This window comes from Pseudobdellovibrionaceae bacterium (genome assembly GCA_023954155.1).
Lineage (GTDB): Bacteria > Bdellovibrionota > Bdellovibrionia > Bdellovibrionales > UBA1609 > JAMLIO01.
Genome location: JAMLIO010000001.1, coordinates 153933 through 178989, shown reverse-complemented (window position 1 = coordinate 178989; position 25057 = coordinate 153933). Strand labels below are relative to the sequence as shown.

The following is a 25057-nucleotide window of genomic DNA, read 5'->3' as shown; positions in this document are numbered from 1 at the left end:
TTCCATTATTTGGGGGAGAGATATTTGTCTTTCGGTCACGTTAAAACTTAGAGATATAACTTGAAAATAAATATTCAAATCATCTTTATACAGTCTAAAAAGATAAAGCCCTTTGAGGCTGTAGATGAGATGTATCTGGATAAAATATCGGCATTCTGTGATATCGAACTGGTCGTGGTGAAATCAGAAGAAGCCGAGCGCAAGAACAAAGAAATTAAAAAGCAAAAAGAAACAGAAAAAATCTTACAGAAAATTCGACCAGATGATTATGTGATCCTTTGTGATGAAGGTGGCCAAAATCTTACTTCCGAAAAATTTGCAACCACATTGATGACACAACTTGAAACTTATAAGTGCGTCACATTTGTTATTGGTGGCGCATTTGGTGTGACAGAAGAACTCAAAAGCAGGGCCCAGTGGTCCATTAACCTTAGTCCGTTTGTGCTGAATCACCATATTGCTAAAATTGTTTTAGCCGAACAGATCTATCGTGCCTTTACGATTGCCAAAAACATTCCCTATCACAATGAGTAGGCCCGCCCTCTTGGGTGTGGAGCTGGGATTTTATTATATATACTCAAAATGCTCAGACAGTGACGTTTGGCATAATTTTGCGTTTGCAAAATCATGCCAAGCCGAACTCGCATTTCGACCATATATAATAAAATCCCAGCTCCACGCCCAAGAGGGCTAGAGGATGGCGTGAAGGATTGAAAGCGGACGACAGGGTTTTTAAAGTGAGTAGGGTTAGCAGTTTAGTGGTATATTTTTAGTATTTGTATTTTCATGGAGATTTGTCTTTCTTTAAGTACCTTTTTTAAAAAGAATATTTTGAATGTATCGAAGCTTTTGCGATTTCGGGAGTTTTTGTGTGGGTTTGGGCTTTCAAAGATTCGGATGGTGCGGGCTTGTGTGGTGTGTGAGGAGCTTGTGTTTTTGGAGTTGCCGCTTTGTAAGGAGTGTCGAAGGTGTCTTTATCTTGAGTTTGTTAAGCATCTTGAACAGATGATCTTTTTAAATATAAGTCACCGTAATGTTCCTGTTTTTTATTTATGGAGTTGGGGTGAGGAGAATGGGTTTGCAATTCAAAAGGTCATTGTAGCGTTAAAGGATGGGAGCAATCCAAAACTTTATGGTCTGTTTGCCAAGTGGATGAATATAAAGCTAGGGCATTTCAATGTATCCCCACGGCACAATGTCTTTGCTGTGCCTAGTTTGGATAGGAGTCATGGTTTACAAATGGGGAAGAGTTTTTCTGAAGAATTGGGGCTACGGTTTTTTGATATTTTATTTAAGATAGGGAATCGGACTCAGAAGAATCGAGGTAAACAGGAGCGCCAAGAGATTCGTATGGGAATTTGTAAAGACAAAATGAGGGATTTGGACTTGGACCATACTGGTTTGCTGGTCGATGATGTCATGGTCACGGGGGAATCTTTAAAGGCTTGTATTGAGGCGTTAGACCCTGTTCATATTCAATATATTGCAGTTTGGGCAGAAAAACAGTAACAGTCGAAACTATTTTCATATAGAATTGTTGCTATTGATAGGTGCTTGGGAGGCCAAATGCTTAAAGCTTTACAATATGTATTTGTGGGCATTGTTTTTATGACCACTTCCAATTCTTATGCCCAGCTTGAAGACAAAGCAAAGCAACAAAAGATCGAACAGAAAATATTTGATCAACTCAAGCAAACCACAGAAATTTATTCTTCTGACACGGGCCTTTACGCGAAATTTAAGAGGACTCAAATTCTATCTTTATTGGGTGAGACCGAAAATGCTAAGGGCGAGTTGTATTATTCTAAAAAAAGATTGCGCCTAGATTTAAACAGTAAAGACAAATCTATGGTGCTCATCACGCCTAATGAAATTTGGAACGTGAGCTACGAAGACGGCAAGCCACAAAATATCATTAAGAGTAAACCTGTACCCATGCCGTTATTAGATCTTCTTTTTGGAGACAAAAACGTTTGGGATAAATTTCAGATCACCAATATACATACAAATACAGAAAGCCGTATTGACGTGACTCTGGTCCCTAAACGCGATGCTGGGGTTTCGTATGTCTCAAGAGTCAGGTTTAACTTAGATACGAAAAAGAACATCGTAAAAAAATTAGTCTACTGGGATGATGTGGATAATGAAACTAGCCTTACCTTCACCTTTAATAAGTTTAAAGACAAGATGGATGAATCCCTATTTAAGTTTCAGCCTCCTAAAGAAGCTACAGTTACAGTGATGTAAGAGTGGGGTGTGCAGGTATCTCTACTGCATGAAGTTGTAGATGTCAGCGTAGTTTCTGCCAAGCTCGTCTGAGTCCATGCCGTATCCGATGACATAGCGGTCACGGATCACTTTTCCCACATAATCAGGTCGCAATGGAATTTCACGACGTGCAGGTTTATCAATGAGAGTGGCAATGCGAACAGTGCGAGGGTTGGAGTGTTGCAAATGTCTTTTTAAGAAAGACAGAGTGCGACCAGCATCAATGATCTCTTCACAGATAACAACGTTCTTTTCATAAATATCAATAGCGATATCTTTGATAAGACGCATAGACTTGCCAAGAGACTTCACCTGGACAAATTCGATTTCTACATTAGGGTTCTTTAGTTTTCTGCAAAGGTCTGCGACAAACATGAAAGAACCTTTAAGAGGGCACACAAGCACCAGGGGCTCTCTGCCAAAATCACGGTCAAGGGTCTCGGCAAGCGTTGTGATCATTTGTGCAATTTCATCGGCTTCAATATAAGGAATCATTCCTTCTTTGAGTTTAGACATGAACTTCTCCTTGAAAACGGCTGGGATTTAAGGCTCTGATTTGAGTTAATTTAGCATGGGCCAACTTATGATCGGGTTGATGTAAAAGCACTTGTTCATAAGTGCGCACGGCCACTTCTTTATGACCAAGCTTATAATAAATCTGTGCTAAACGCATAAGAGCAGGAATGTAGTTGGGCTTTCTTTGCAGAATATTTTTAAGTTCATTTACGGCACGTTGATATTCTTTAAGATGCAGTAAACATTCGGCGATAAAGATTTGGACTTTTTCAGTATTAAAATCAAAAGACTTGGCTTTGATCAGCTGTTGCAGGGACTCAGCATAGTTTTTTTGCTCGTTGTACATCTGAGCAAGTTCCATGTGCTTTTTCACAAATTGAGCTTTGATCTGTCTTTGGTGTTCGTTTTCTTCGGGACTGTGGTTTGAGACTCGCTCTTGAACTTCTGCAAAACGTTTTTGCCCTTCAGAGTATTGTCCTAGGTCATTGTAAATCACACTAAGGCCAATGCCTGAATCGGTAAAGTTGGGATCAATCTCTAGGGATCTTTTGAAACTGCGAAGAGCTTTTTTAATATCGTTCTTCTGGTATTGAATGGCGCCCAACATATAAAAGAGCTTGGCACTTTTTACGTTCTTTAAAACTAATTGATGCAATAGAGGTTCGGCTTTTTTATAGTCGCCATTGTCAAAGTACTCAGATGCGTTTTTAAGAATAAAGTCTATAGACTCGACCATACAAACCTCTTTGTGTAAAGCTTGGGAACCGTATAATCAGGATATTTTGTTTTCAGTTCAGCTAAGTATTTTTTATGCATCTCGTCCTCGTCGATACGTAAAGCCGAATAAGCGGCACCAGCAAGAGCTTCAGGTATTTGTGGGTATCCTGGATGGTTGGCAATGAACTTTTGGAAGCGTCGAAGTGCTGCCAGAGGTTGTTTGTACTTAAAGTAAAACTTAGCAATATAGAGTTCTTTATCGGCAAGCTTATTGTAAATCTCTTTTTTGTACTTTTCAGAATCTTTAATATACACACTGTTAGGAAAGCGAGTGATCACTTGGTCAAAATACTTAATGGCATCACGTGCTGATGAGAGATCTCTATCATGAGTGGAAGGCAGTTGTTTGTACAAAGAGTGTGCGATTTGGAAAACCACGTAATCAGCCTTTTCGTCTCTGGGATAGAGTTCGTTATAAGTGATGTATGAGTATTGCGCTTGAATGAAAGACTTAGACTCAAAGTGAATGTCAGCAATCTTTAAGCGCGCCATCTTTGCATAGTGGCTGTAAGGATATTTGTTTTTAAGGCTATCTAAGGCCTGAATGGCTTCTTCGTAGCGGTAAGCTTTTTCTAATTTTAAGGCATCTTCATAAGCTTTGGCGACGGGTGTATTAGAAGGTTCGTCGGCGTAAGAGGGGTTGGCGACAAGTCCCAAGCTAAATAGTAGAATTGCTAAAATAGAGTTCATCTGCGCATTTTAGGGCTTCGCTGGTAGTGGGTCAATCCAAACGGCTATGGACTTTAAGGTTATTCGCTTGTACCCAAGCCGAGGGAATATCAGAGGTGCGGATTTGCCACCAAGCTTCATTTCTCCTTAAGACTTCTACAGAATCCCCAGGGAAGAGCTGGCCTACATCCACCGATTGATCCGATGGACCTGCGTATGCCGTGATTGCATCCAAGCTCACTAAAGTGGCAAAGACTCGATGGGTTTGCCCTTGCCCAATGAGAAAGAAAACAAACAGCAATACACTTAGGCCTGCCCACGGTAGGGCCTTAAGCAGTCGTGGTGCCCAAGGAAGAGACTTGTTGCGCGATGCAACAAATGCCATGTAGGGCAAAAGTAGAAGGCTCAGCACGAAAAAATATTGAGGCCATAGGTAGAGTGAAAGGGTGGCCAGCAAAGGGTCTTTTCGAAGTGTAATATGCTGGATGTTCTCAATTTCGTCTTGAGCCCAGCGTAAAGTGGTTAGGTTTTTTAAAGCATAGGGCCTGAGATAGGTCGTCAGTCTGAAGTGGGCCAAAGCGGGGCCGTGTTGTTCTAAGAACCATTCGCTCAGACCTAAATTATAGATCAGTTCAGGAGAGTTATTATAATTGGGGTTTTGCCGCAGCTCTTGGATCTTAATCAGGGCATCAGAGTATTGCTTTTCCGCAATGAGTTTTTCCAAAGACTGTAGGTCCAGATTATTATCGGCATGAGCAAAAGCCAGAGGAAAAAGGCAAATTATGAGGCAGCACACCCAGATTTTAAACACTTTTGTCAGATCTCCTTTAGAGGATTATATTGGTGTAATTATAGCAATGAGGAACAAGTAATGCAAAAATTTGGTGATAGAATTAGACAGTCTAGCGAAATTAAATCGAATATTAAAAATTTAGTGAGTGAAGCCTTAAAGCTTTCAGAAGGCATTCAGGGTGTACGTCCTGCGCTGCCTACTGAGGTCGATGGATTTAAAAAATCATGTGAAGAGATTGGTAGCTTGCGAGGTCGTCCCCTTTATTACAACTATGTGGGAAGTGGCGCGGGCTATGGTCCTTATGTGGAGTTAGAAGACGGGAGCATCAAATTAGATTTGATCAATGGAATTGGAATTCATATTTTAGGACACTCTCATCCTGAGGTTTTAAGTGCGAGTGTTGAGGCTGCGCTTTCAGATGTGACGATGCAAGGAAACCTCCAACCCAACCAAGAGTATAGACTTATACTAGAAAAGTTAATCGAGATTGCTTCTAGAAAAAGTTCTATCAAATATGGGTGGCTCACAACGTGTGGTGCGATGGCGGGTGAGAATGCTTTAAAAATCGTAAGACAAAAAACTAAAGCCGCAAAAGTTATAGCCATGCAAAATGCGTTCGCTGGTCGCAGTATGATGATGGCTGAAATTACGGACAACCCTGCATTCAAACAGGGTCTACCTGATTATCATGAAATTTTACGAATTCCATTTTTTGATCCTTATGCCCCTGAAGAGAGCACTAAGAAGGCTCTTGAGATGTTCAAAGAGCACGTGCAAAAAAACAAAGGACAGATCAGCTGTTTTAGCTTTGAACCTATGCAAGGTGAGGGTGGATTTAATGTGGCCCCAAGAGATTATTTTGTCCCCATGTTAGACATTTGCAAGAACGAGAAGATACCCGTGTGGTTTGATGAGGTTCAAACTTTTTGTCGTACAGGAGAATTTTTCGCTTTCCAAAAGATGGACCTAGGCGAGTATGTGGATGTGATCACAGTGGCCAAAAGTTTACAAGGTGCTGCCACACTTTACACAGAAGAGATGAACCCACAGCCAGGATTGATTTCTGGAACTTTTGCGGGCTCAAGTGTAGCGCTGAACGTAGGACGTAGAGTTCTGGATTATTTAGATACAGATCAGTACATGGGTGCTAACGGAAAAATTCAAAAGATTCATGAGAAATTCATCAAGATGCTTAACGAACTTAACGAGACCACATGCAAAGGACTTTTGCGTGATGCAGGTGGAATGGGTCTCATGGTCAGCGTGATTCCTTTAGATGGCAGTAATGAGTCAGCGAACAAAGTAGCAAAAACTCTATACACAAACGGCATTATTGGTTTCACTTGCGGCCGCGGTCCATATAAGTTGCGCTTTTTATTACCTGCGATTTTAGAAGACAAACATATTGCTGAGGCCAAGGCCATTTTTGAAAAGACAATTCTTGAGTGTAAATGAGCTTAGATAAAAAAATTGATTCTCTTCGCAAAGCCCTCTCCATTGACAGTTCAGAATCTTCTGGCACGGGGGAGTATGCACAGTTTTTGACAAAGCTTGCCGAAGAGAATGGGTTTTCATGCTCTACTTTGTCTTACACACTTAAGGACGTCGATTTCCATAATGTTTTTATTGGTTATGGTGTGGGAATCAAAGATGATGCCGAGTTAGATTATCTTTTTGTAAATCCTTTGGATACAGAAAACCCTGGACCCTTCAGGGCTTGGTCAGAGATGGCAGAAGATCCGTTTGACTCTATGGTGAAGGGATCTCGCTTATACGGATTGGGAGCAAACTCTGGGAAACTCAGCTCACTTTTGCAATTAAGAGCCTTACTGCGCGTGGATGAAACGCAAAAACAAAAAGTAGGAATTCTGGGTACCTACGGTAGAACCTTACGATCTTATGGTGTGATCAAATTTTTGCGTGAGTGTCAGCTCAAGGTTAAAAATATTGTCGTGGGGTTCCCCACACAAAATCAAATTGTGTCCACACAAGCGGGTCGTCTAAGAATGCGCATCAGTCTTCCATTTAGCGAAAGCGAAAAAGAAATGCGCCAAAAACATGATGAGCTAGAAAACAGTTCATCTCAAAGTCAGTATTTCAACTCCAAACCCAGAGAGGCTTTGAGTGATGGAAGTTGGCAAAGAAACACGATTGTACAAAGTTTTGAGTTTTTAAATAATTTACCCGAGCAGATTGTGATTTTAGATTTGGAGGGTGGTAAAGACACTTCCTCAGAACCAAGAAGTACATTGCTTGAATTTGACCTGGCCAACGACATTCTTGATCCTATGAGTGTGAAGTTGCGCACGTTATATTCTTATCTTGCGGATTTAAACCAAGAGTTTGAGAAAGCCACAAACAAGGACTTTGAACCCTCAAGTCCACAGATCAACTTTGGGCGTGTCAAATGTGACTACGATCAAATTGAGATCTATGGTGAATGCGTTTTTCCTCCTGGAATCAATAGTGAAGTTTCAGATCAGTGGATTGGAAAATTGCGCGGGGACATTCAGAATTTAGGAGGAGACTCAAAGATTCTATCCCAAAGGTTTCCTTATTTGTTTGAGGGAGACTCTGATTTTTTACAGAAGGCTTTAGAGATCTGTGACACTAAGGAGGCCAAATCCTTAGCCTACACCACAGAAGCTGATTTATTTAAACTGGCGGGATACAATCCGTTAGTGTTTGGGCCTGGTCGATTTGAGTCGTTATTTTTACCTAATGAAAGTGTTGAATTGGAAGAGCTAGATCGAGCAGAAGAGTTTTACTTAAGCTTGATGACATCTAAAAAATAGGAGTAAGTCATGCAGTCGATTGAATTTAAAGGATCATTTATAGATGGAGCATTTCATAAAATCTCTAAAGCAGAAGAGAGTTGGACGATTCACAGTCCTGCTGATCAAAGCGATGAAGTGATTTCGATCGAAGCTTCTTATCAGGATGTGGACATGGCCGTTGAAGCGGCGGCAAAGGCTTTTACAAGTTGGTCCGAGCTTCCTATGGGTGAACGTATTTCGCATTTACAAAGGTTAGCCACTGTATTTGATGCCCACAAGGAAGAGATGGCTACTATTATCAGTCGTGAAACGGGTAAGCCTTTGTGGGAGACCCGAACAGAGGCGAGTGCTTTATCAGCCAAAATCAAAATTACAATTGAAGAGTCCTTAGACTTGGTTAAAGACGTTCGCGTTCCGAATGCGCTTCCAAGCGTGGAGGGTGTCATTCGTTATAAACCCAAAGGGGTGGCCGTAGTCTTGGGTCCATTTAATTTTCCCGCGCATTTACCCAATGGGCACTTTATTCCTGCGTTAGTGATGGGAAATACAATTGTTTTTAAACCTTCGGATAAAACTCCAGCAGTGGGGCAGTTTATGGCCGAGCTATTTAGACGAGCTGAGTTACCTCCTGGGGTTTTTAATATGATTCAAGGTAAAGCCGAAGTGGGAAGCCGACTGGTTAAGCATTCTGATGTAAATGTTATTTTATTTACAGGATCTTATGATGTGGGTCTTAGAATTAAAAGAGACACATTGGACCACTACTGGAAATCTTTGGCACTAGAAATGGGCGGCAAGAATGCGTCCATCATTTGGGAGGATGCCGACTTAGAAAAGACGGTGTATGAGAATGTGGTGGGGTCTTTTTTAAGTGCAGGACAAAGATGTTCATGCACTAGTCGTATGTATGTGCACGAGAAAATTTATGATGAATATGTAGATAAATTCAAGAGACTGACTAAAGGGCTTAAGGTGGGACATTGGGCCAAAGATCATTTCATGGGATCTTTGATTGATGGCGATGCTTATCAAAGATTTTTCCGTTTTCAGGAGATCGCAGAAAGAGAAGGCGCCAAAGCAATTTTGGCAGGTGAAAAAGTAGAAAGTGAATACGAAGGCTTTTATGTTTCACCAGCGATTTATGAAGTGTCGAATGTGGATGCAAGTAGCGTTTACCAAAAGACAGAAATATTTGGCCCTAACGTGGCCGTTTACAAAGTCAAAGATTTGGATCAGACTTTAAGTTTGGTCAATCAATCTAGTTACGGATTGTCTTCGGCGATCTTCACAAAAGATAAAAAGAATTATGAGCGTGCAGTGTCTAAGCTGGATGTAGGTTTGCTTAACTGGAATAGAACAACAAATGGTTCAAGTTCTCGCCTGCCTTTTGGTGGGACTAAAAAATCTGGAAATGGACAACCCTCGGCGGCGTTTGCTGTATATTATTGCTCTACGCCACTGGCCTCACTAGAAGACGCTACAGCATTTGACAAGACGAAAATAATGCCAGGGATAGATTATAATATTTAGATTTACTTACGGAGATTGCGAATCTACAATAAAAATACGGGAGGCAGGATGAAGTTCCTAGTTGGTCTTGTTGTAATTGCTTTATCTGTAGTGTTCACGGGGATGATGAGCGGGTATTTAATCCTTAACTCCACGCTCAACTATCAAGCACCTCTTATATTTGAGATATCTAAAGGTGAAACTTTTAACAGTGCATTACAAGATGTAGCTAAAGACGTTAAAGGTTTTCCAATGAGAATGGCTAAAATTTATATTAAGCTCAGTGGCTTATCTAAGTCACTCAAGGTGGGAGAGTATGAAATCCCCGCAGATCAAAGTGCACGCCAGATCATTGAGTTTATGACTAAAGGACAAAGCATTGAGCGTGTGGTCACCTTTCAAGAGGGGCTTAATATTTTTCAGATTGCTGAGATTTTAGAACAGAATCGTTTGACGACCAAACAAGAATTTCTTGCGGCAGCCAGAAACCCTGATTTGATTATGGAACTATTGGGTTTTAGAGCGGATTCTATTGAAGGGTATCTATTTCCTGATACGTACAAACTCCCTAAATCTTGGACGGCTGAGCAGTACATACGAACTTTTGTGAGTCATTTTAAAAAAGTTTGGGCTTCGGTAGAAATTCAAAATAAAACAGGAATGATCAGACATCAGGTGGTCACCTTAGCCAGCATTGTTGAAAAGGAAACGGGCGCACCTTTTGAACGCCCTATGATCAGTTCAGTCTTTCATAATCGTTTAAAAAAATCTATGCGTTTACAAAGTGATCCCACTACAATTTATGGTGTTTGGGTTCAGACAGGGGAAATGCTTCGGAACATTACAAGAAAAGATTTGCAAACCTCAACACCTTATAACACATACACTGTGAATGGATTGCCTAAGGGTCCTATTGCAAATCCTGGTAAAGCGGCTCTAGTCGCAACAATGAATCCCGTAGAAAGTCAGAATTATTTTTTCGTAAGTCGAAACGATGGGACTCATAAATTTTCTAAGACCTACAAAGAGCACCAAGAAGCAGTAAGACAGTTTCAGCTTGATCCCAGAGCACGCCAAGGAAAATCATGGCGTGATTTAAATAAAAATAATAGCGCCAATAACTAAAATTTGATTTTCTCAGCTCTCAACTCTCAACTGCCTGCATTCTTGCAGGCTAGAGTAGACACAGTGGTGGGGTAAATCTTTGCCATGAGGCTGTGTGAACTAGTTTTAAATTACAGAGCAATATTTAAGAAATGATCGTTAAATCTGTTATTGGGTGATGAAGTGGACTCGACAAGATCTAGTTTTCCACTGACGCTGATTTCAACAGTGGGTACGGCAGAGCCTTTTTGTCCAGTAGATTCGTTGATAAGATTTGTTTCGATAATATTAGCACCAAAGTAGCCTAAATTTTCGGTTACAATCTTTAATCCTGTGGGAAGCTCTTGATCGGCACTGACTGTGATATGACTGTTATAAAAGATCACATTCTTGGCTTCAATTGTTAGATGAGTATTTAACAGACTAAGGCCACCACAAATAATGACCGTTTCTGCGATATAGCTGCTGGTTTCGGCATTGTAACCTAGGCCTTCGCTGTCGGGTGTGAACTCTATAGTATTGGGTAAAAAGGGGCTATTGCTTTTTGCGATAAAATTCTCTGCTTCAATAAGATTGCAAAATCCTGCATCACCAAATTGGTGAGCGGGTAAACCTAAACGGCTTTGAAATAAAATTTTAGGTTTTTGTGGTGGGGTAAGAGTGGCACCTTCAGTTGAAGTAGAACCTTTAGAATTAAAAAATAAATAAGGGCTGGGCTGTGGATCAAAAATATGGATAGCGCTTTCAGGTTTTGAGGCAAGAAGTTTCAGCGCACTATCAGCTCCCAACACTTTTATATGCTCATTGATCTTCCATTGTTGATCGTTCTCTGTTTGAAATAGAACAGGTCCTTTCAGCACAAGTTGACCTCTCATAAAGGCAAATTCAGTAGAGATATCTGTTTCGACGGGTTGTTCAGTAACACAGTTCGGACTGGCAAAGCAGTTGCTGCCATATTGGCGGTTCAAAAAATGGTCCTCGCCTCTTTCATCAAGTGGGAACTCATCATATTCTTGAACAAGGGGCTTTGATGCGAACTTTTCTTTTTCTATACATCCAGAAAAGACAAACAAGCCCACGATAAGGCTTGTTGTTAGGTTTATAGTAAGAGTTGTGTTTTTAAGATTCATTTGCTGACCTCAATAAAAGTTTGTGAAGGTGAGCTAAGCCGACTTTTAATTAAAAGTCGACTTAAGTTAAAATTTGCTTCAATTACTGCTTCAAATGATCGTTGGTGCCGTAATTTACTTTTCCATCAAAGCCAGCAGGCTTGTAGGGTTGAATTTTAACGATATCGTTAAACGGAGTATATCTGCTATCTAATACGATTTCGTTTGTTGTTCCATTATAAGAAAAACCGTTGTTCATGACCATAGTTCTTTCCCAGACTTGGTTGCCCTTTTGAGTCCAGCCTAAACCTTCAGGAAGAGACTTGTTTTCTCTTTCCATTTCAACAAGCAGTTGTTCTGCTTTGTTGGCGTCAGTGATTTTTCTTGTGATAACAATCTTTAAATCATTTGGATCAGCAGGTTTTCTAGATAAGAAGAAAGTTTTAAGTGCAACTTGCTTTTCTACATCATTACCAACATCCGTTAAAATATCGGCAATATTACCACACAAAGAGTAAGTCTTATTCTCAGTTGCAGCGGCAACTTCATAGTATCTTACACCAAATGACATAACATACGCAGAAATAGACTTTGCTTCTTCAGGAGTAATGCCACGTGCTTTTTCTTGAATACAAGCATAAGCATTAGTCTTTCCGATATCTGAAGGTGGTTGTAAAATAACGGGTGCAAAAATATGCCCACGCTTTCTTATCACACCATCATTTTCTTTATCTTCATAAGTTAGATATTTATTGAAAAATTCTGAATAACGAGAAGTTTCATAAATTCTATCATCCTGTGTATTACCAAAATCAGTCACAGGTACGCTTGTTCCTGGGCGAGCACTTTGATCTTTACATTGAGATTCATAAGCAGGATGTTGATCAAGGTCTCTTGAACAATCATCTTCATTAGTTACGATCATAGTTAGTTTTACGGCACTAGGATCTAAAGCCTTAGAAGCGATCACTTTTTCCCAAGTTTTCTTTGCGGCCTCAAGACCTCTTTCATCGCCATCACCAGAAACTAAAGTGGTATTGATACACTTTCCGATATCTTGGCTTAAGCGAGCAAAATCAAAACCTGTTGCAGTTCTATAATTTTGAACTTGGAGAGACGTGATTTCGCCTCCATTATAACTTGTGGTTGCACAAAAGATATCAAAGTTAAATCCAGTTTGGACTAACTTTTGTGTAAAAGCTGGAAAGCTATGTTCTAGCTTTTTTTGTGCATCCGCCATTGATTTAGTAGGGTCACCAATGATTACCATTTGTAATCTTTTGGGTTCATTGGCTGAAAGCTTAACATTCATAGATGCTGATAAAAGTGCAATAGATGCATCTCTTTCTCCGCAACCTACAAATAGTGAGCTGACGTAAAGCCCTCCTAATATATATATCCACATACGTTTCACTGTAACCTCCAATAGGCATACGTTTACGAAGGGTACTTATCAAAGTTTATGCCATTTAAAATAAGGCCGTGTGGGCGTTATAGATGATAAAACTTTGGTGAAAGTGACAAATAGTGTCTCTTAAAAAAGAAATAATTTCGTTTTAGAGCTTGAAAAGGGCTGGAATCAAAAGAGTAAGAGTTAGGTGCCTTAAAACAGACATAATTTGTCACAAGAGAGGGTTTGGGGGCCGTGGATTTGAGGTTTAAGTAGAATTTTTGTCAAACCCTTGATTTTGTAAGTGCCTGGAATCACTACATTTTGAGCTTATTTCTAAATAAATACATCTGGCATAGGTGTTGCTCATTAGCATGAAGTCAAAAACCTAATGTAAGAAGGAGTTATTATTATGTCAGGAATGATGTCAGTTATCGAATCTGTAAAAACGAGTGGAGCACCAGGATTACTAATCGTAGGCTTAGGTGCAGTAGCGACCTTTATTATTATAGATAAATACAGAACATTAAATTGGCGCACAAAAGAAGATTCTGGTGAGCTTATGGATTCTGTAAAAGAATATCTATTAAAGGATCAAGTAGGAAAAGCTATCACTTTATGTGATGCCCACAAATCAGTGCCCGCATCTTATGTGGTTAAAGCGATTCTTGAAAGATCAAATAGAGATGAGGCTTCAATGTTAAATGCAGCAGGTTTAAAGCTTGCACAAGTTGAATCTTCAATTTCTAAGAGATTAGATTATTTACCAGCTATTGCAAACGTTGCAACTTTGGTTGGATTGTTTGGAACAATCATTGGTTTAATTATGTCTTTCTCTGCTTTAGGTAGCGTTGAAGGTGCGGCTAAGCACGAAGCACTATCTGCAGGTATTTCAATGGCAATGAGTACAACAGCGATGGGTCTTGCTGTAGCAATCCCTGTATTGATGGCTTTTGCGCATTTAAATAACAGAATGAATAAGTTAATGGACCAAGCTGAACAATATGGTTCGATCACTGTCGATATATTAAAAAGCCGTCTGTTTAAATAATTTGACTTAAGTAAAAACGAGAGAGGATACGATGAAAACTCTAAAACTAAAACGTAAAAGAAATAACGCGGAACATGAGGATTTAGATTTATCTCCGATGTTGTCGTTAATGGTGACCATCATTCCGCTATTATTGGCATCGGCGGTATTTTATAAAATTCGTATCTTCGACTCTTCTGTTTTTCCAACGTCAAATAAAGTGGAACAAAAAGATGGTGCCGACGAGCTTCCAGTTACCTATGTTGAAATGGGTTCAGGTAGTAAGGCCATTATTTTAGTTAAAAAAGGCGAGAAGACTCTTTTTAGAACAGAAAAGAACATAAAAGAACTAGATTCGGCATTTAAGAATCTTATTGTTCAGTTTCCTGAAATGAAGTCATTAAAAATCAGCTCGGATAAATCTGTAAGCTATAAAGATTTAATTCTTGTTTTTGATAAAGCAAAGCAACCTATTGGTGAAGATAAGAAGTCATTATTTGATGATGTAAGTCTTGACGATATTTTTAAGGGTTAAGGTTATGAGAAATAGAAGAAAAAGAAAATCAGTCCAAAAAGTGCAATTAACAGCACTTGTTGATGCGTTTACAATTCTTATTGTGTTCTTTTTGTTTCAGTTTTCGGCTGATCCAGAAAACATTAAACCTGAAGATAAAGTAAATCTGCCAATAGCAGAAAATGCTTATGCAACAAAAGAATTAAAAAACGTAAATGTTATTATAAGCGATAAGTTTATTAAAATTAACAACGAAGAAGTATTGAGACTTAATTCTGGAGAGATTTTATCAAATAACTTACATAAACTAGACTCTGAATTCATTGAAGGTCTATTTGATAAAATTCAAAAAGATGAAAATTTACAAGAAGAAAAAGAGCAACAATGGGTCATTTTGGCGGATGAAAAGATTCCGTATGAAACAGTTAAAAAGACAATCTATACCTTAGCGGTATCTGGTTTTACAAAAATTAAACTTGCATCCACAGTGGAGTTTAAATAATGAAGAACTATATTATTAAAGGCTTTTTAATTATTTTTACATTTCAGAATGCGCTAGCTTCTGATTATGTAGATACTTTAATTAAAAAAGAAAAAGTCACAGAATCGGAATTTATTGCTCATCATAACGAAACAGAAGCAATTAAAAGCGTTATTGATTTGATCCAAAAACACCAGGGTAAGCCTCTTGAGGCAACGCTTAGACATAGATTGGCAGATCTTTATGTAAGACAATCACAAACAAGAAATTTCGTTGATCAAATTAAAAAACATAAAGGTAAAGATTTAAAAGATGTATTTTCAACTTTACCAAGCAAAACTGAGCTTCTTAAAAAAGCTGTACTTGAATTGCAAACAGTTGAAAAGCAATTTCCAAGGTACCCAGATATGGACGTAGTACTCTATACAATGGGGATGTCTTATTTTAAAATGGCTGAGACCAATCTGGCGGAAAGACCATTTTTAAAATTAACAAAAAGTTACCCAAAGTCTACATTATTACAAGACGCAAGACTTTTGCTTGCTGAGATTTATTATTTTCAAAAAAATTACCCTACAGCCATTCAGTATTTTACTTACATAGCAAATGATAAAGATAACAAAAGTCAAAGCTATGGGTTTTATAAAAGAGGATGGGCACATTTTTATTTAAATAAATTTACCCCTGCCTTTAATGATTTGAAAACAGCCTATCAGGTCTCGTTGGCAAGCAAGGATAAATTTGATCTTAAGCAAGAAAGCTTAGATGATATGCCATTGTTTGCTGCTGAAATCTTTAAGGGCAAACAAATTGAAACAGAGTTTTCTAAGTTTATTAAAGATAAAAATAGTCTTGAAAACGTATTAAACGCACAAGCTGTGGTCTTTTCTGAAAGAGCAGCTTATCACGATGAGATTGCGGTTTTAGATGTGCTCTATAAGAGAAAAAAAGCCATCTCAGATCAATTTGATTTAGGATACAGATTAGCAAAAGCTCACGAAAATACTGACAATTTAGTCCAAATGTCTAGATACTACAAACTATCTGATAAATTGTTAGATAAGAAAATAGATCAAGGTACAAAAGATGAGTTTTTGGTTTTTGGACGAAATGTTGTTAAACAAAGATATAAAGAATGGGTCAAAGGGGACAAAAAGTTTAATATTGTTCCAGTCATTGAAGTGGGTGACTTAGCTCACGAACACATTAAAGATCAACTTGAAAGATCTAAGTTCATCAACGTTTTGGCTGATTTGAATGTTGACGTTAAAAATTATGCTAAAGCCAGTCATTACTACGAGATGGCCAGTGACCTGACGAAAGAACCAGGTTTGGCTCATGATTTAATGTATTCCTCTTTATATACGTTGGAACAATCTATTGTGAAGCAAAAATGGAAGTCTGATCAAGTAGAGAGACAACGCGTGTTGGTCGGAAAGTATAGAAAGAGATTTCCAACAGGACAACACATGATTGACATCCTTTATAAGTATGCACGTGTTGAAAATGTACATGGAAGTAAAAAAATCGCTCTAGAGGTATTTTTAGAGCTAGGTGAAAAGTATGCGTCATCTATCAAAGGGCAAGAAGCTCAAGATTTTGTTGTAGATATCTACAATAAAGAAAAGAATTTTGAAGCTATCAATGCGTATTTAGAAAAAGTAATACCTAAAACAAACAATGCTAACAGAAGAAATATGTTAGCGGATGTGTATGATAAATCATTTTTTTCTATGGCACAGATTGAGGAATCAAAAAGAAACCATACAAAAGCTGTTGAGCACTATAGTAATTACTTAAAGAAATCAGTTTTAAAGAAAAATCTTGTTGAAGCTAAATGGAACATCCCAATGGCTTTAGAGAAAGGCAAAAAATATAAGGCCGCAGCAAATGCGTACGTGGATTTTTACAGAACAAATTCAAACCATAAGAATGCAATCCCAGGTCTTGAACAAGCCTTTAAGCTTTATGAAAAATCTAAAGATTTAACAAATATGGAAAAAACAGCACTTCTTTTGGAGCAAAATACTCAGGGCGTAGCAAAGCAAGAGTGGAAGTTTGCTAGAGCCAAAGTGCAAGTTTTATCTAAGAAAGAGAAAGAACCAGAGACACTGTTTTACTCTTTAGTTAAAGAGACCAGTGGTAAGTTGAATGAAACTGTTCATCAGTACCTTTTTGACCATGTGGATAAAGGCCGTTCTGGTTTTAAACAGGCTTCACTCAGAGTGTTGCAGACAGGAAAAGAGCCATTTAAATCTGAAGCCTTTATTCGTGTAGGTATAGAATATCTAGGTGCCAATAACGTGAAAGCGGCGCGTGCAAAATTTAATGAAGTGCTAAATTCCAAACAAGCTCTTGCGGAATCAAAAGCTAAAGCGTCAATTTTTGTCGCAGAAATGGATGTTAAACAGCTAAAAATTACAGCCCCAGCTGGGACTTTGAATTTTGATCAAGCCGTGAAATATCTTGAAAGTGTTATGGCTAGAGTGACACCTGTGAATCAAAGACTACAAGCCGTCTTGGGATTCAATCACGCAGAAAGCTCTCTCAGAGCGTATTTAAAGCTAGCTCGTGTATATTTGGACCTTGGAGTGGTTTTAAACCAAGTCAATGTGAACGATAAGCCAGATTTAAAATTAGCCATCGAAAGAGAACTAAGAAACATAAAAATGACAACAAAGACGTCGTTTTATGAATCTTATGAAATGGCATTAAATTTGATAACAAAAGATAGAAGTTTAAAGAGAAAGTATAACAGCGAACTTAAAAAGATCAGAAAAGAATTTGATGAATTCTATGATGCTCAGAGAGTCGCAGTTAGAGGTGGACAATGATTAGAACGTTAGTGATATTGCTTAGCCTTCAGCTATTTTGCGCTGAGGCTTTTGCAGCAAAAAAAGTCTATAAATACCGAAAGTCTCAAGATCATAAATTTACAGGATCTGAGTTGATGGGTGAAGGATTTGACCCATCGGGTTCAATCATGAACGAAGAACACCCACAAACTTTTGATTACATTTTTGATAAAGAAGTAAAGGTATTAAAAAAAGTAAATAAACTGTCTAAGTACGTTGGGAGATCCTTATGAAAAACCCTATTTTAGTCGTAAAGTATTTTAAAAAAGATGCGTTATACACGACTCAAATTTTAACTCCCAATACTGAGTCTGCAATTGCTGTTGGTCAAAACTCAAAAGTTAGCAATGGTTTTTTTGGCGTAGATTTTAGTTTTAATCAAGATAAGCAAACATGGGATTTGTGGGTTAATGCAAAGAAAAGAGTTTTGTCTACAGATAAAAAGATCAAGGTTTCAGACAGTGTAAGCATTATGATTTCTGAGCCACCAATATTGAACGTTGCTCCATTGACAGTAGATAAAGGGACAGTCAGAAAGATCCAAGTGAAGGTTTTGGATGCAAAAGGTGGATATATTGAGTCTGATCTTTTGCCCAATAAAAGAAAGCAAACTTATAAATTTGCCCAAACAAAGCTTAAGATCAGTAGACCAGAGGGAAAAGACTGGGAGAAGATACACTCAACGCCTAAAGGCTATAGTGTTTTTGTAAAAACTGTTGAAGTTCCAAATGATTCAGATTTAAAGAAACCAGTTGCTTTTAGTTTATATGAAAAAGATCTTATTAAAAAAGTTGCAATGGCTTATGCTGGTGTGATCCTTTTAACCTTAGGAATTTTTTATGCTCATAAATTATTCCAGCATTTCTTTAATAAGGATAAAAACTTTGATGTAGTTAAAATTGATGAGAATCTTTTAGAAGAAAAACGTGAGTTGATCTTCAAAGAAAAACCAAAAGTTGTTAAACCATCTGAAACGCCTGTTTCTAAAAAGAAAGCTGTAGCAAAAACGGTAAAAGCTTTTGAAAAATCTAAAAAAGTAGAACAAGGACAACCGAAAAAGGCGATTGCAGAAAAGAAAAAGACCAAGAGCAGTGGTGGTGGTGCTAAAGGTACTAAAGTTGCTGTTGAAGGTGTAAATTCAAATAAAATGAAAATCACTCAAGGTCGTACAGGCGCTAAAGGCCACTACGGTCAAGCAGATGCAACACAGTCTAAGTTAAGTAAACTTTCTGGGCTGAGTGGTTCTATTGGTTTCAATGCCTCATCTACCAAAAAAGCCAACAACCTTTATGAAAAAGGTACTGGTGGAGACTTTGCTTCTTTAAGAAAAGGAAGCCCAACAGGAAAAGAAGGTGGCAGCGGTATTGGTGGCAGCGGATCAGGTACGCATGGTATTGGTTCTTATAAAGTAGGTGGAGTAGGTACATTGTCATTGGGCGGAGCCGCTCGTGGTGGTGGTACAGGTGCTTCATTGTCACAAGGTAAAACAAGTAAAGGTTATGTAGATGGTCTAAGTGAAGAGATCATTGTTGCTGGCGGTTTGGATCGTTCAGTAATCGAAAGAATCATCAGACGTAACTTAGGTGATATTAACTACTGTTACGAAAGACGTTTGAATGCCAGACCTAATTTGTCTGGTGTATTTGAAGCTCAATTTTCAATTGGTGCGAACGGTAGAGTTCAAAATGTGAAAGCCGCAAGAAATTCATTAGCTGATGGTATTTTGGATCAATGTATTCGTAACTCTATTAAAAATTGGCAGTTCCCTAAACCAGTGGGTGGAACGGTTGTGAACGTAAATTACCCATTTATTTTAAAATCGACTTGATAAGAATTTGAAGGAGCGAGTGATGAAAAAGCTATGGATGGCAATTATTCTTGGAGCAGTAAGTTTGAGTGTTCAAACTACAACTGCTTTTGCCCAAAGTAAAAGAATAAATACCCGACAATTGGTAGAAGACTATTGGACCCCTCAAGAAAAGAAATATGCTTTAATTCAAAAAAGATATTTCGTTAAAGAAGGCAGACCTATGCTTTCAGCAACAGGTGGGATTCATGTCAATAACCCTCAACATGATGGTTATTTTGGTACACTATCTCTAGGATATTACTTTACTGAGAAATGGGGTATTGAAGGACATTACTCTACATCTTCTTTACAAAACAATGATTTGATTAAAGAGTTAGAAGATCTTTCAAGCGGAGCAGCCACTCTTAATAGAGGTAAGACTAAGTCTTATATGGGTGCTTCAATTAACTATTCTCCGATCTATGCGAAGATGAGTTTATTAGGTTATAAAATCCTATATTTCGATTTAATTTTATCAGGACATTTAGGACAAACGACCTATGAACAAGCCAGAGATACAGGCAGTCCAACTCAGTCAGCTTTGACGTTTGGTGTAGGCTTGTCTCAAATCTTTTATTTGAATAAGCACTGGTCTGTAAGATTTGATTTTACAAATCGTTGGTACAATTCAGAAGTTGTGGAATATGATACAGGAAGTAAAGTTAAGGATCGTTGGATTAACGATACTATGTTGGGAATCGGCGCAACAGTAATGTTGTAAACTCTAGGAGTCGAACGTGAAATTTTTAAAAGTATTTGTACTTTTATTGCTTACCTCAAATGTTTCTAAAGCAGAATGTATTGATCGCATTGTAAGCTTCAGAGCAACTCAAAGAGGAGACCTGAAAACAGCAGAGTGTTTTCATAAACACAAGTTGTATTCAGAATCTTTGCCTTTGTTGACAAAGTTGGCTGAAAACGATTCGGCGGCACTAGAGTATCTATTGGCGAATTTGCCATCAGGTTATGAATCTGTGGTTGAAAGCTTTCTATCAAGAATCAAACCTAAAAGTTTATCCTCAAAAACCCAAGGTGATTTTATTTATTGGAGAGCTTTAGGTTTAAACCGAAAAGAAAAGTATTCTGAAGTTCTAAGCTTCACGAAAGACTTTCCAGCAAAACATGCCAAATATAATGAGATTCTTTATTTTAGAGGTGTAGCCTATCTAAACGCTAAAAATCATAAAGAGGCAGAAAGATTATTCTTACAGGCTCAAGAGAGATTATCTAAACTGAAAGTTAAAAACAGCAAAGAGCAGTTATTGACAGACGTGGTGTCTTCGACTCTTGGTAAAATGTATTTGACTAAAAAAGATTATAAAAAGGCCGAGGAACAATATAAAAAGATCAGTCCTCAAAGTCCTATTTGGTATGAAAACCTTATGGAATTAGGTTGGAACCAGTTGGCAAGCAAAAATTATTCTGAGACTTTGGGTAATATGTACTTTGTGGATCAAAATACAAATAGAGCAGCATGGAAGCCAGACACTTACATCATTCGATCTATTGCGTTTTTGAATCTGTGTTATTTTTCAGATGCTAACGATGCTTTAAAAATTATTGAAACCTTCTATAAGAAACTATACGAAGAATCTATTGTAGCTCATAGAAAAAAACCAAACTATTATAATCTATTGGTCCAAAGCATTGGTTCTAAACTTGATACTTATGTGGGTGGAGTTCCTGTTCCGCTCTTGCGATATGCAGCTATTGATATCGACTTTATCCATGTTCAAGAATCTATTAACAATTTGATTGATGAAATCGAAAGTCAGAAAAATCTTGAAAATCAAATCGTTAAAACAGTAAGTAAACATGAAGACTACAGAATTTCAAACATTGATAGGATTGCAAAATTAAAGTCTGATATTGCAAACCTTAAAGGTAAAAAACGTGCTGAAAAGCAACTTGCAAAAAAGACTGCTGAACTTGCCGAAGCTCAAAAAGAGTACGAAGGGTTAAAAAGCTCTATCACTTCTTTGAGTAAAGGCGTGAACTGGCAGGTTGAAAAATTAGCCAGTAAAGTTAAAAGTCTACAAAATCTACAAAGCAAACTTGAGGTCAATGCTGCTCAAATTTTAAATGTGAAAGTGGATAATGCTCTAGCATCTTTAAAGGAAAAGCTTGATCAAGCTGAGTTGATCCGTTTTGAAATCTATTCGAGATCGGGAAACAACATCAGATTTAGACTAGCTGGCGGTAAAATTGAGGACAAGGAAAGCAAAGAAACAGCCTTTAAAGCCTTTGGTTCTAAGGAGCTGAAATGGGATTATATTGGCGAAATTTGGAAAGACGAATACGGTTCTTTGAATTCTGCTGTAAAAGACCAATGCGATAGCCTCAATAAAGCTGCGCGTAAAGAGTAAAAATAGCAAAAACAAAAATAATAGCTGTTTGTAAGGTCATTTTTTGGTATAAAAAAATGACCATTTTTTTAGGACGTAATATGAAAAAAATAGCACTAATAATGACGATTATGGGACTAGTGACGGCTTGCACTAGTGACAGTGGTACGCCTAGTTTTACGGGGAATCCAAGTACTCGAGGGTTCTGTGGACGCCCAGATCAACCATATAAAAATCCTATTACAAATGATATTGATCCTGAAGAGTATGAAGTGGTTGCGGAAATTGAGGCTGGGGAGTACGCCGCTGAACAGGTTTTGGTTTATTACAGAGAATCAGAATCCGATCTTGAAAGTCCTCAGGCTTTAGGTGTACAGGGTCACGTATTTTTAAACGATACTTTTGCCCAAAAGACCTTTATTAAAGACTGTGCTCGTGGGCTTGAATTTGGGTCGGAAGGTAAGCACGAAGTCACATTGCCTATTAAAGTTCAATTGAATGCAGATAAGACATGGAAGACCATTCAGGCAGCCAAATATGCTATTGAATATAGTCCCAAACTGAGTGAAGGATTGGTTTTCAAAGCCGAGTTAGACGAGAGCGCAAGTCCTGCCAGTGATGATCGTGATTATGTTGAGACGATGGTCATCATGTCTGCTAAGCCTGCTAAGATCAACGATGTGTTTGAACCTAAAAGCTATGAAGAGTTCAGAGATCTTTATATCAAATCTAGATTTTTGGATCGTGTTATGGGCGTAGGGTATGTAGATGTCACACGTGAGTATGATAAGTATTTAAAGCGTGAAGAAAGAAAACACAAAAAGCTTTTGGCGTTAAACGAAAAGCCACGCAAAATATTTCTACAAATTGAAGCTCAGTCAGATCCAAAAATCTATGCTCGAATTCAAATCAGCAAAGTCAAAAAAGTAGAAGAAAAGTCAGAGGATTAGAATACGGGATTTTGTGACGGGTCTAATAATTTGAACTCTTCTAAAATAGGGTCATACTTATAGATATTTAAAATAGGACTCATAGAGCGGTCGTAGGTGGGAGCCAGAATTTCCAAATCTCGATCAGAATCGATATTGGCAATAGCCAGGTTTGAGGCGCGTTCCTGAATTAAAATATGACCGTCAAAAGCCCCACGCAAATTTAGTTTTTTATGCAGTTCGTTTTGAGGAACTCCCTCCTCATCAGTAATCAGAAAATAAACTTCTAACCACAGTTCGGGTCCTTCTTTGATTTTTAAAATTTTAAAAGGGTGTGGTCCTCTTAATGTGGTTGTTTCTATGGAAGCCAAAATAGTTCTCTGAGATGCTCCTCCCCATTCGTTGATGAACGATCGGGCTTTTGGATTTAGATACATAAAGATGGCTAGAGCAGTGAGTAACGTTGATGCCACAATAGAGCTGAGTTTCATTCCTATCCCTTTTTCCAAACCAGACTTAAGTTGCGTTCTTGTGTTTGTTGATCCCTTCTATAGCTATTGTAGTTCTGGTCTGTAAAAGTGTCGATTTTTAATTCAAAAATCTGGGCTAGAGGAAAGTGAGCCTGGAGTTGCTCACGAGCAAAAGTGCTTAGACAAAAGCAATGTCGGTCATTTAAAACTTGTAATGCTTGAGATTGGGGATAACTCTGTTGAATCTCTTGAAATAATGTGGAACCAATTTCGTAGCTCTGAGCATGAATATGCGGTCCGATATAAAAGCTATGATAGGGGGTCTGTAAAGACTTTGAATATAATTGATCAAGGATACCGCCAAGTAGTCCTTTACGACCGCAGTGTAAAATAGCAATGTCAGTGTTGCTAATGGCAACAAGAGGCAAACAGTCCGCAGTACGTACAACCAAAGCTTCAGAGATGTTAGCTGTTTGTAGACCGTCGCAAACAATACTGTCATTTAAGGGTGTGGATAAAATAATGTCAGTATGTTGTTGATTCATAAACGAAGTATGAAGTTGATTGGTGCTCACATAGTCCAGCAATTGATCGAAATTAAAGTGTTTATTTCCAAATATAATAGAATAACCGTTGATTTCTAGAAGATGTCCCATTTGAGTGTCGGCATTTGAAAAATAAAAGGCATCAAACTGCGTGATTCTGTTCATTCAGAAAGTTTATCAAGTTTTCAAAGCTTAAGGGTAGTGGAACCTTAAAGCTTAAGTCTTTTTTAGTTTTAGGATGAACAAAGCGAAGTTCTTCTGCAAATAAAAGCATGTTACTGATTTTTTTAATATTAGACTTTAATCTAGGGTCTTGAATATTATTGATCATATTTTCTGAGGCGTAAATGTCGTCGTGAATAATGGGATTTCCCATTTCAGAAAGATGCACACGGATTTGATGGGTCCGTCCAGTATCAAGCTGAAGTTTCACCAAAGAGACAGGGCCGTTAATCAGCACCTCGTAATGTGTTCGTGCAAATTTTCCTACTTTGGGGTTGTGACTTGAAGAGAACTTCATACGATTTTTAGGATGTCTTGTAAGGTGAGTTTCTATCGTGCCAGAATTTAGTTTAAATTTATTAAAAGTGAAGGCCTTATAGATTCGACCAGCAGTTTTGTTTTTAAATTGCTCAGCCAAATGAATATGTGTGGGTTGATTTTTAGCTACAACAATCAAACCCCCAGTTTCTTTATCCAATCTATGAACTATGCCAGGTCTGTGTTCGTGAAAACCCATCGAGAGACTTTTACAATGATACAAAAGGGCATTTACTAAAGTGCGATCGGGATGACCATTACTGGGATGAACCACCATGCCGAAATCTTTGTTGATCACAATTAGATCCTCATCCTCGTAAACAATATTTAAAGGAAGATTTTGTGGTTCTAGGGTTGTTTTTTGCGTTTGAGGAATAAAAATTTTAATCGTATCTTCATTGTTCACTAGGGTGGAGCTTCGAGTGACAATCTTTCCGTTAAGTTCACAAAAAGAATTGGTAATGATTTTTCCAGCTAGACTTCGTGAAGTACTTTCTAAATGTTGACTGAGAAAAATGTCTAAGCGCAGGGGCTTGGTAAGGCCTTGAGCTTGGATGATGATAGGGTTTGGGACGTTTGGGCTCATT

The 25057-nt window shown here is 38.1% G+C and carries 25 protein-coding genes; 16 read left to right on the top strand and 9 right to left on the bottom strand.

From position 1 onward, the window contains the following. The first annotated feature begins 60 nt into the window (after positions 1–60). The 3 genes from M9899_00785 to M9899_00775 all read left to right on the top strand — a co-directional run bounded on the left by M9899_00785 (position 61) and on the right by M9899_00775 (position 2247). Positions 61–534 (top strand): 23S rRNA (pseudouridine(1915)-N(3))-methyltransferase RlmH, encoded by a 474-nt coding sequence (locus M9899_00785; GenBank protein MCO5112689.1) that lies wholly within the window; start codon positions 61–63, stop codon positions 532–534. A 471-nt stretch (positions 535–1005) separates the two neighbouring features. After that, the gene (locus M9899_00780) at positions 1006–1509 is read left to right on the top strand and encodes a hypothetical protein (protein ID MCO5112688.1); all 504 of its coding nucleotides are present in this window, start codon (positions 1006–1008) and stop codon (positions 1507–1509) included. 57 nt (positions 1510–1566) lie between these two features. After that, positions 1567–2247 (top strand): outer membrane lipoprotein carrier protein LolA, encoded by a 681-nt coding sequence (locus tag M9899_00775; GenBank protein ID MCO5112687.1) that lies wholly within the window; start codon positions 1567–1569, stop codon positions 2245–2247. Positions 2248–2268: 21 nt separating this feature from the next. Here M9899_00775 and M9899_00770 read toward each other — a convergent pair whose 3' ends face one another. From M9899_00770 to M9899_00755, 4 genes are read right to left on the bottom strand one after another with little or no spacing between them, the layout of a single operon-like run. Next, positions 2269–2784, bottom strand: coding sequence for a hypoxanthine phosphoribosyltransferase (locus M9899_00770; protein MCO5112686.1), 516 nt, complete (start codon positions 2782–2784; stop codon positions 2269–2271). Further along, positions 2777–3520, bottom strand: coding sequence for a tetratricopeptide repeat protein (locus M9899_00765; GenBank protein ID MCO5112685.1), 744 nt, complete (start codon positions 3518–3520; stop codon positions 2777–2779). The genes M9899_00770 and M9899_00765 overlap by 8 nt, the downstream gene beginning before the upstream one ends. Continuing rightward, on the bottom strand, positions 3505–4251 hold the full coding sequence (gene bamD, locus M9899_00760) for an outer membrane protein assembly factor BamD (GenBank protein MCO5112684.1): 747 nt from the start codon (positions 4249–4251) through the stop codon (positions 3505–3507). Before bamD ends, M9899_00765 begins: the two co-directional genes overlap by 16 nt. A gap of 31 nt (positions 4252–4282) precedes the next feature. After that, complete coding sequence (locus tag M9899_00755) at positions 4283–5041, bottom strand: SH3 domain-containing protein (GenBank protein MCO5112683.1); 759 nt, start codon at positions 5039–5041, stop codon at positions 4283–4285. 60 nt (positions 5042–5101) lie between these two features. On the opposite strand from M9899_00755, the gene M9899_00750 reads away from it, so the two are divergent. Genes M9899_00750 through mltG form a run of 4 tightly spaced genes read left to right on the top strand, consistent with a single transcriptional unit; the run spans position 5102 to position 10434 of the window. Next, positions 5102–6478: an aminotransferase class III-fold pyridoxal phosphate-dependent enzyme gene (locus M9899_00750; protein ID MCO5112682.1), complete on the top strand. Its 1377-nt coding sequence runs from the start codon at positions 5102–5104 to the stop codon at positions 6476–6478. Beyond that, positions 6475–7818: a hypothetical protein gene (locus M9899_00745; protein ID MCO5112681.1), complete on the top strand. Its 1344-nt coding sequence runs from the start codon at positions 6475–6477 to the stop codon at positions 7816–7818. Before M9899_00750 ends, M9899_00745 begins: the two co-directional genes overlap by 4 nt. A gap of 9 nt (positions 7819–7827) precedes the next feature. Further along, positions 7828–9330: a succinylglutamate-semialdehyde dehydrogenase gene (locus tag M9899_00740; GenBank protein ID MCO5112680.1), complete on the top strand. Its 1503-nt coding sequence runs from the start codon at positions 7828–7830 to the stop codon at positions 9328–9330. A gap of 48 nt (positions 9331–9378) precedes the next feature. After that, the gene (mltG, locus tag M9899_00735; GenBank protein ID MCO5112679.1) at positions 9379–10434 is read left to right on the top strand and encodes an endolytic transglycosylase MltG; all 1056 of its coding nucleotides are present in this window, start codon (positions 9379–9381) and stop codon (positions 10432–10434) included. A 110-nt stretch (positions 10435–10544) separates the two neighbouring features. Here the strand turns inward: mltG and M9899_00730 are convergent, their stop codons facing one another. Together M9899_00730 and M9899_00725 are read right to left on the bottom strand one after the other, a co-directional pair. Continuing rightward, positions 10545–11543, bottom strand: coding sequence for a hypothetical protein (locus M9899_00730; GenBank protein MCO5112678.1), 999 nt, complete (start codon positions 11541–11543; stop codon positions 10545–10547). An 82-nt stretch (positions 11544–11625) separates the two neighbouring features. Further along, positions 11626–12936, bottom strand: coding sequence for a hypothetical protein (locus M9899_00725; GenBank protein MCO5112677.1), 1311 nt, complete (start codon positions 12934–12936; stop codon positions 11626–11628). A 388-nt stretch (positions 12937–13324) separates the two neighbouring features. Between M9899_00725 and M9899_00720 the strand changes: the two genes are divergently transcribed. The 9 genes from M9899_00720 (at position 13325) to M9899_00680 (ending at position 22936) form a co-directional block, all read left to right on the top strand. After that, positions 13325–13963 carry a MotA/TolQ/ExbB proton channel family protein gene (locus M9899_00720; protein MCO5112676.1) on the top strand — a complete coding sequence of 213 codons (639 nt, stop codon included), beginning with the start codon at positions 13325–13327 and terminating at the stop codon, positions 13961–13963. 31 nt (positions 13964–13994) lie between these two features. Beyond that, positions 13995–14477 carry a biopolymer transporter ExbD gene (locus M9899_00715; protein ID MCO5112675.1) on the top strand — a complete coding sequence of 161 codons (483 nt, stop codon included), beginning with the start codon at positions 13995–13997 and terminating at the stop codon, positions 14475–14477. Positions 14478–14481: 4 nt separating this feature from the next. Further along, a complete protein-coding gene (locus M9899_00710; GenBank protein MCO5112674.1) occupies positions 14482–14958 on the top strand; it encodes a biopolymer transporter ExbD in 477 nt (158 codons plus the stop codon). Beyond that, complete coding sequence (locus M9899_00705; GenBank protein ID MCO5112673.1) at positions 14958–17771, top strand: tetratricopeptide repeat protein; 2814 nt, start codon at positions 14958–14960, stop codon at positions 17769–17771. Before M9899_00710 ends, M9899_00705 begins: the two co-directional genes overlap by 1 nt. Continuing rightward, positions 17768–18025 carry a hypothetical protein gene (locus tag M9899_00700; GenBank protein MCO5112672.1) on the top strand — a complete coding sequence of 86 codons (258 nt, stop codon included), beginning with the start codon at positions 17768–17770 and terminating at the stop codon, positions 18023–18025. Before M9899_00705 ends, M9899_00700 begins: the two co-directional genes overlap by 4 nt. Then, complete coding sequence (locus M9899_00695) at positions 18022–19620, top strand: AgmX/PglI C-terminal domain-containing protein (protein ID MCO5112671.1); 1599 nt, start codon at positions 18022–18024, stop codon at positions 19618–19620. Before M9899_00700 ends, M9899_00695 begins: the two co-directional genes overlap by 4 nt. A gap of 22 nt (positions 19621–19642) precedes the next feature. Beyond that, on the top strand, positions 19643–20362 hold the full coding sequence (locus tag M9899_00690) for an outer membrane beta-barrel domain-containing protein (protein MCO5112670.1): 720 nt from the start codon (positions 19643–19645) through the stop codon (positions 20360–20362). A gap of 16 nt (positions 20363–20378) precedes the next feature. Further along, positions 20379–22007 (top strand): hypothetical protein, encoded by a 1629-nt coding sequence (locus M9899_00685; GenBank protein ID MCO5112669.1) that lies wholly within the window; start codon positions 20379–20381, stop codon positions 22005–22007. 80 nt (positions 22008–22087) lie between these two features. Beyond that, a complete protein-coding gene (locus M9899_00680; protein ID MCO5112668.1) occupies positions 22088–22936 on the top strand; it encodes a hypothetical protein in 849 nt (282 codons plus the stop codon). Here the strand turns inward: M9899_00680 and M9899_00675 are convergent. The 3 genes from M9899_00675 to M9899_00665 are packed head-to-tail and all read right to left on the bottom strand — an operon-like array spanning position 22933 to position 25056. Then, entirely contained in the window at positions 22933–23406 is a 474-nt protein-coding gene (locus M9899_00675) for a hypothetical protein (GenBank protein MCO5112667.1), read from the bottom strand. The genes M9899_00680 and M9899_00675 overlap by 4 nt on opposite strands. 2 nt (positions 23407–23408) lie before the next feature. Then, a complete protein-coding gene (locus tag M9899_00670; GenBank protein MCO5112666.1) occupies positions 23409–24095 on the bottom strand; it encodes a polyphenol oxidase family protein in 687 nt (228 codons plus the stop codon). Beyond that, positions 24073–25056: an RluA family pseudouridine synthase gene (locus tag M9899_00665; GenBank protein MCO5112665.1), complete on the bottom strand. Its 984-nt coding sequence runs from the start codon at positions 25054–25056 to the stop codon at positions 24073–24075. The genes M9899_00670 and M9899_00665 overlap by 23 nt, the downstream gene beginning before the upstream one ends. Position 25057: the final 1 nt, after the last annotated feature.

Excerpts from the sequence above, each read along its gene's own strand:
- M9899_00780 (MCO5112688.1), top strand. The coding sequence starts at position 1,006 with ATGATCTTTTTAAATATAAGTCACCGTAATGTTCCTGTTTTTTATTTA.
- M9899_00775 (MCO5112687.1), top strand. The coding sequence starts at position 1,567 with ATGCTTAAAGCTTTACAATATGTATTTGTGGGCATTGTTTTTATGACC.
- M9899_00770 (MCO5112686.1), bottom strand. The coding sequence starts at position 2,784 with ATGTCTAAACTCAAAGAAGGAATGATTCCTTATATTGAAGCCGATGAA.
- M9899_00765 (MCO5112685.1), bottom strand. The coding sequence starts at position 3,520 with ATGGTCGAGTCTATAGACTTTATTCTTAAAAACGCATCTGAGTACTTT.
- bamD (MCO5112684.1), bottom strand. The coding sequence starts at position 4,251 with ATGAACTCTATTTTAGCAATTCTACTATTTAGCTTGGGACTTGTCGCC.
- M9899_00750 (MCO5112682.1), top strand. The coding sequence starts at position 5,102 with ATGCAAAAATTTGGTGATAGAATTAGACAGTCTAGCGAAATTAAATCG.
- M9899_00745 (MCO5112681.1), top strand. The coding sequence starts at position 6,475 with ATGAGCTTAGATAAAAAAATTGATTCTCTTCGCAAAGCCCTCTCCATT.
- M9899_00740 (MCO5112680.1), top strand. The coding sequence starts at position 7,828 with ATGCAGTCGATTGAATTTAAAGGATCATTTATAGATGGAGCATTTCAT.
- mltG (MCO5112679.1), top strand. The coding sequence starts at position 9,379 with ATGAAGTTCCTAGTTGGTCTTGTTGTAATTGCTTTATCTGTAGTGTTC.
- M9899_00730 (MCO5112678.1), bottom strand. The coding sequence starts at position 11,543 with ATGAATCTTAAAAACACAACTCTTACTATAAACCTAACAACAAGCCTT.
- M9899_00720 (MCO5112676.1), top strand. The coding sequence starts at position 13,325 with ATGTCAGGAATGATGTCAGTTATCGAATCTGTAAAAACGAGTGGAGCA.
- M9899_00715 (MCO5112675.1), top strand. The coding sequence starts at position 13,995 with ATGAAAACTCTAAAACTAAAACGTAAAAGAAATAACGCGGAACATGAG.
- M9899_00710 (MCO5112674.1), top strand. The coding sequence starts at position 14,482 with ATGAGAAATAGAAGAAAAAGAAAATCAGTCCAAAAAGTGCAATTAACA.
- M9899_00705 (MCO5112673.1), top strand. The coding sequence starts at position 14,958 with ATGAAGAACTATATTATTAAAGGCTTTTTAATTATTTTTACATTTCAG.
- M9899_00700 (MCO5112672.1), top strand. The coding sequence starts at position 17,768 with ATGATTAGAACGTTAGTGATATTGCTTAGCCTTCAGCTATTTTGCGCT.
- M9899_00695 (MCO5112671.1), top strand. The coding sequence starts at position 18,022 with ATGAAAAACCCTATTTTAGTCGTAAAGTATTTTAAAAAAGATGCGTTA.
- M9899_00690 (MCO5112670.1), top strand. The coding sequence starts at position 19,643 with ATGAAAAAGCTATGGATGGCAATTATTCTTGGAGCAGTAAGTTTGAGT.
- M9899_00680 (MCO5112668.1), top strand. The coding sequence starts at position 22,088 with ATGAAAAAAATAGCACTAATAATGACGATTATGGGACTAGTGACGGCT.
- M9899_00675 (MCO5112667.1), bottom strand. The coding sequence starts at position 23,406 with ATGAAACTCAGCTCTATTGTGGCATCAACGTTACTCACTGCTCTAGCC.
- M9899_00670 (MCO5112666.1), bottom strand. The coding sequence starts at position 24,095 with ATGAACAGAATCACGCAGTTTGATGCCTTTTATTTTTCAAATGCCGAC.
- M9899_00665 (MCO5112665.1), bottom strand. The coding sequence starts at position 25,056 with ATGAGCCCAAACGTCCCAAACCCTATCATCATCCAAGCTCAAGGCCTT.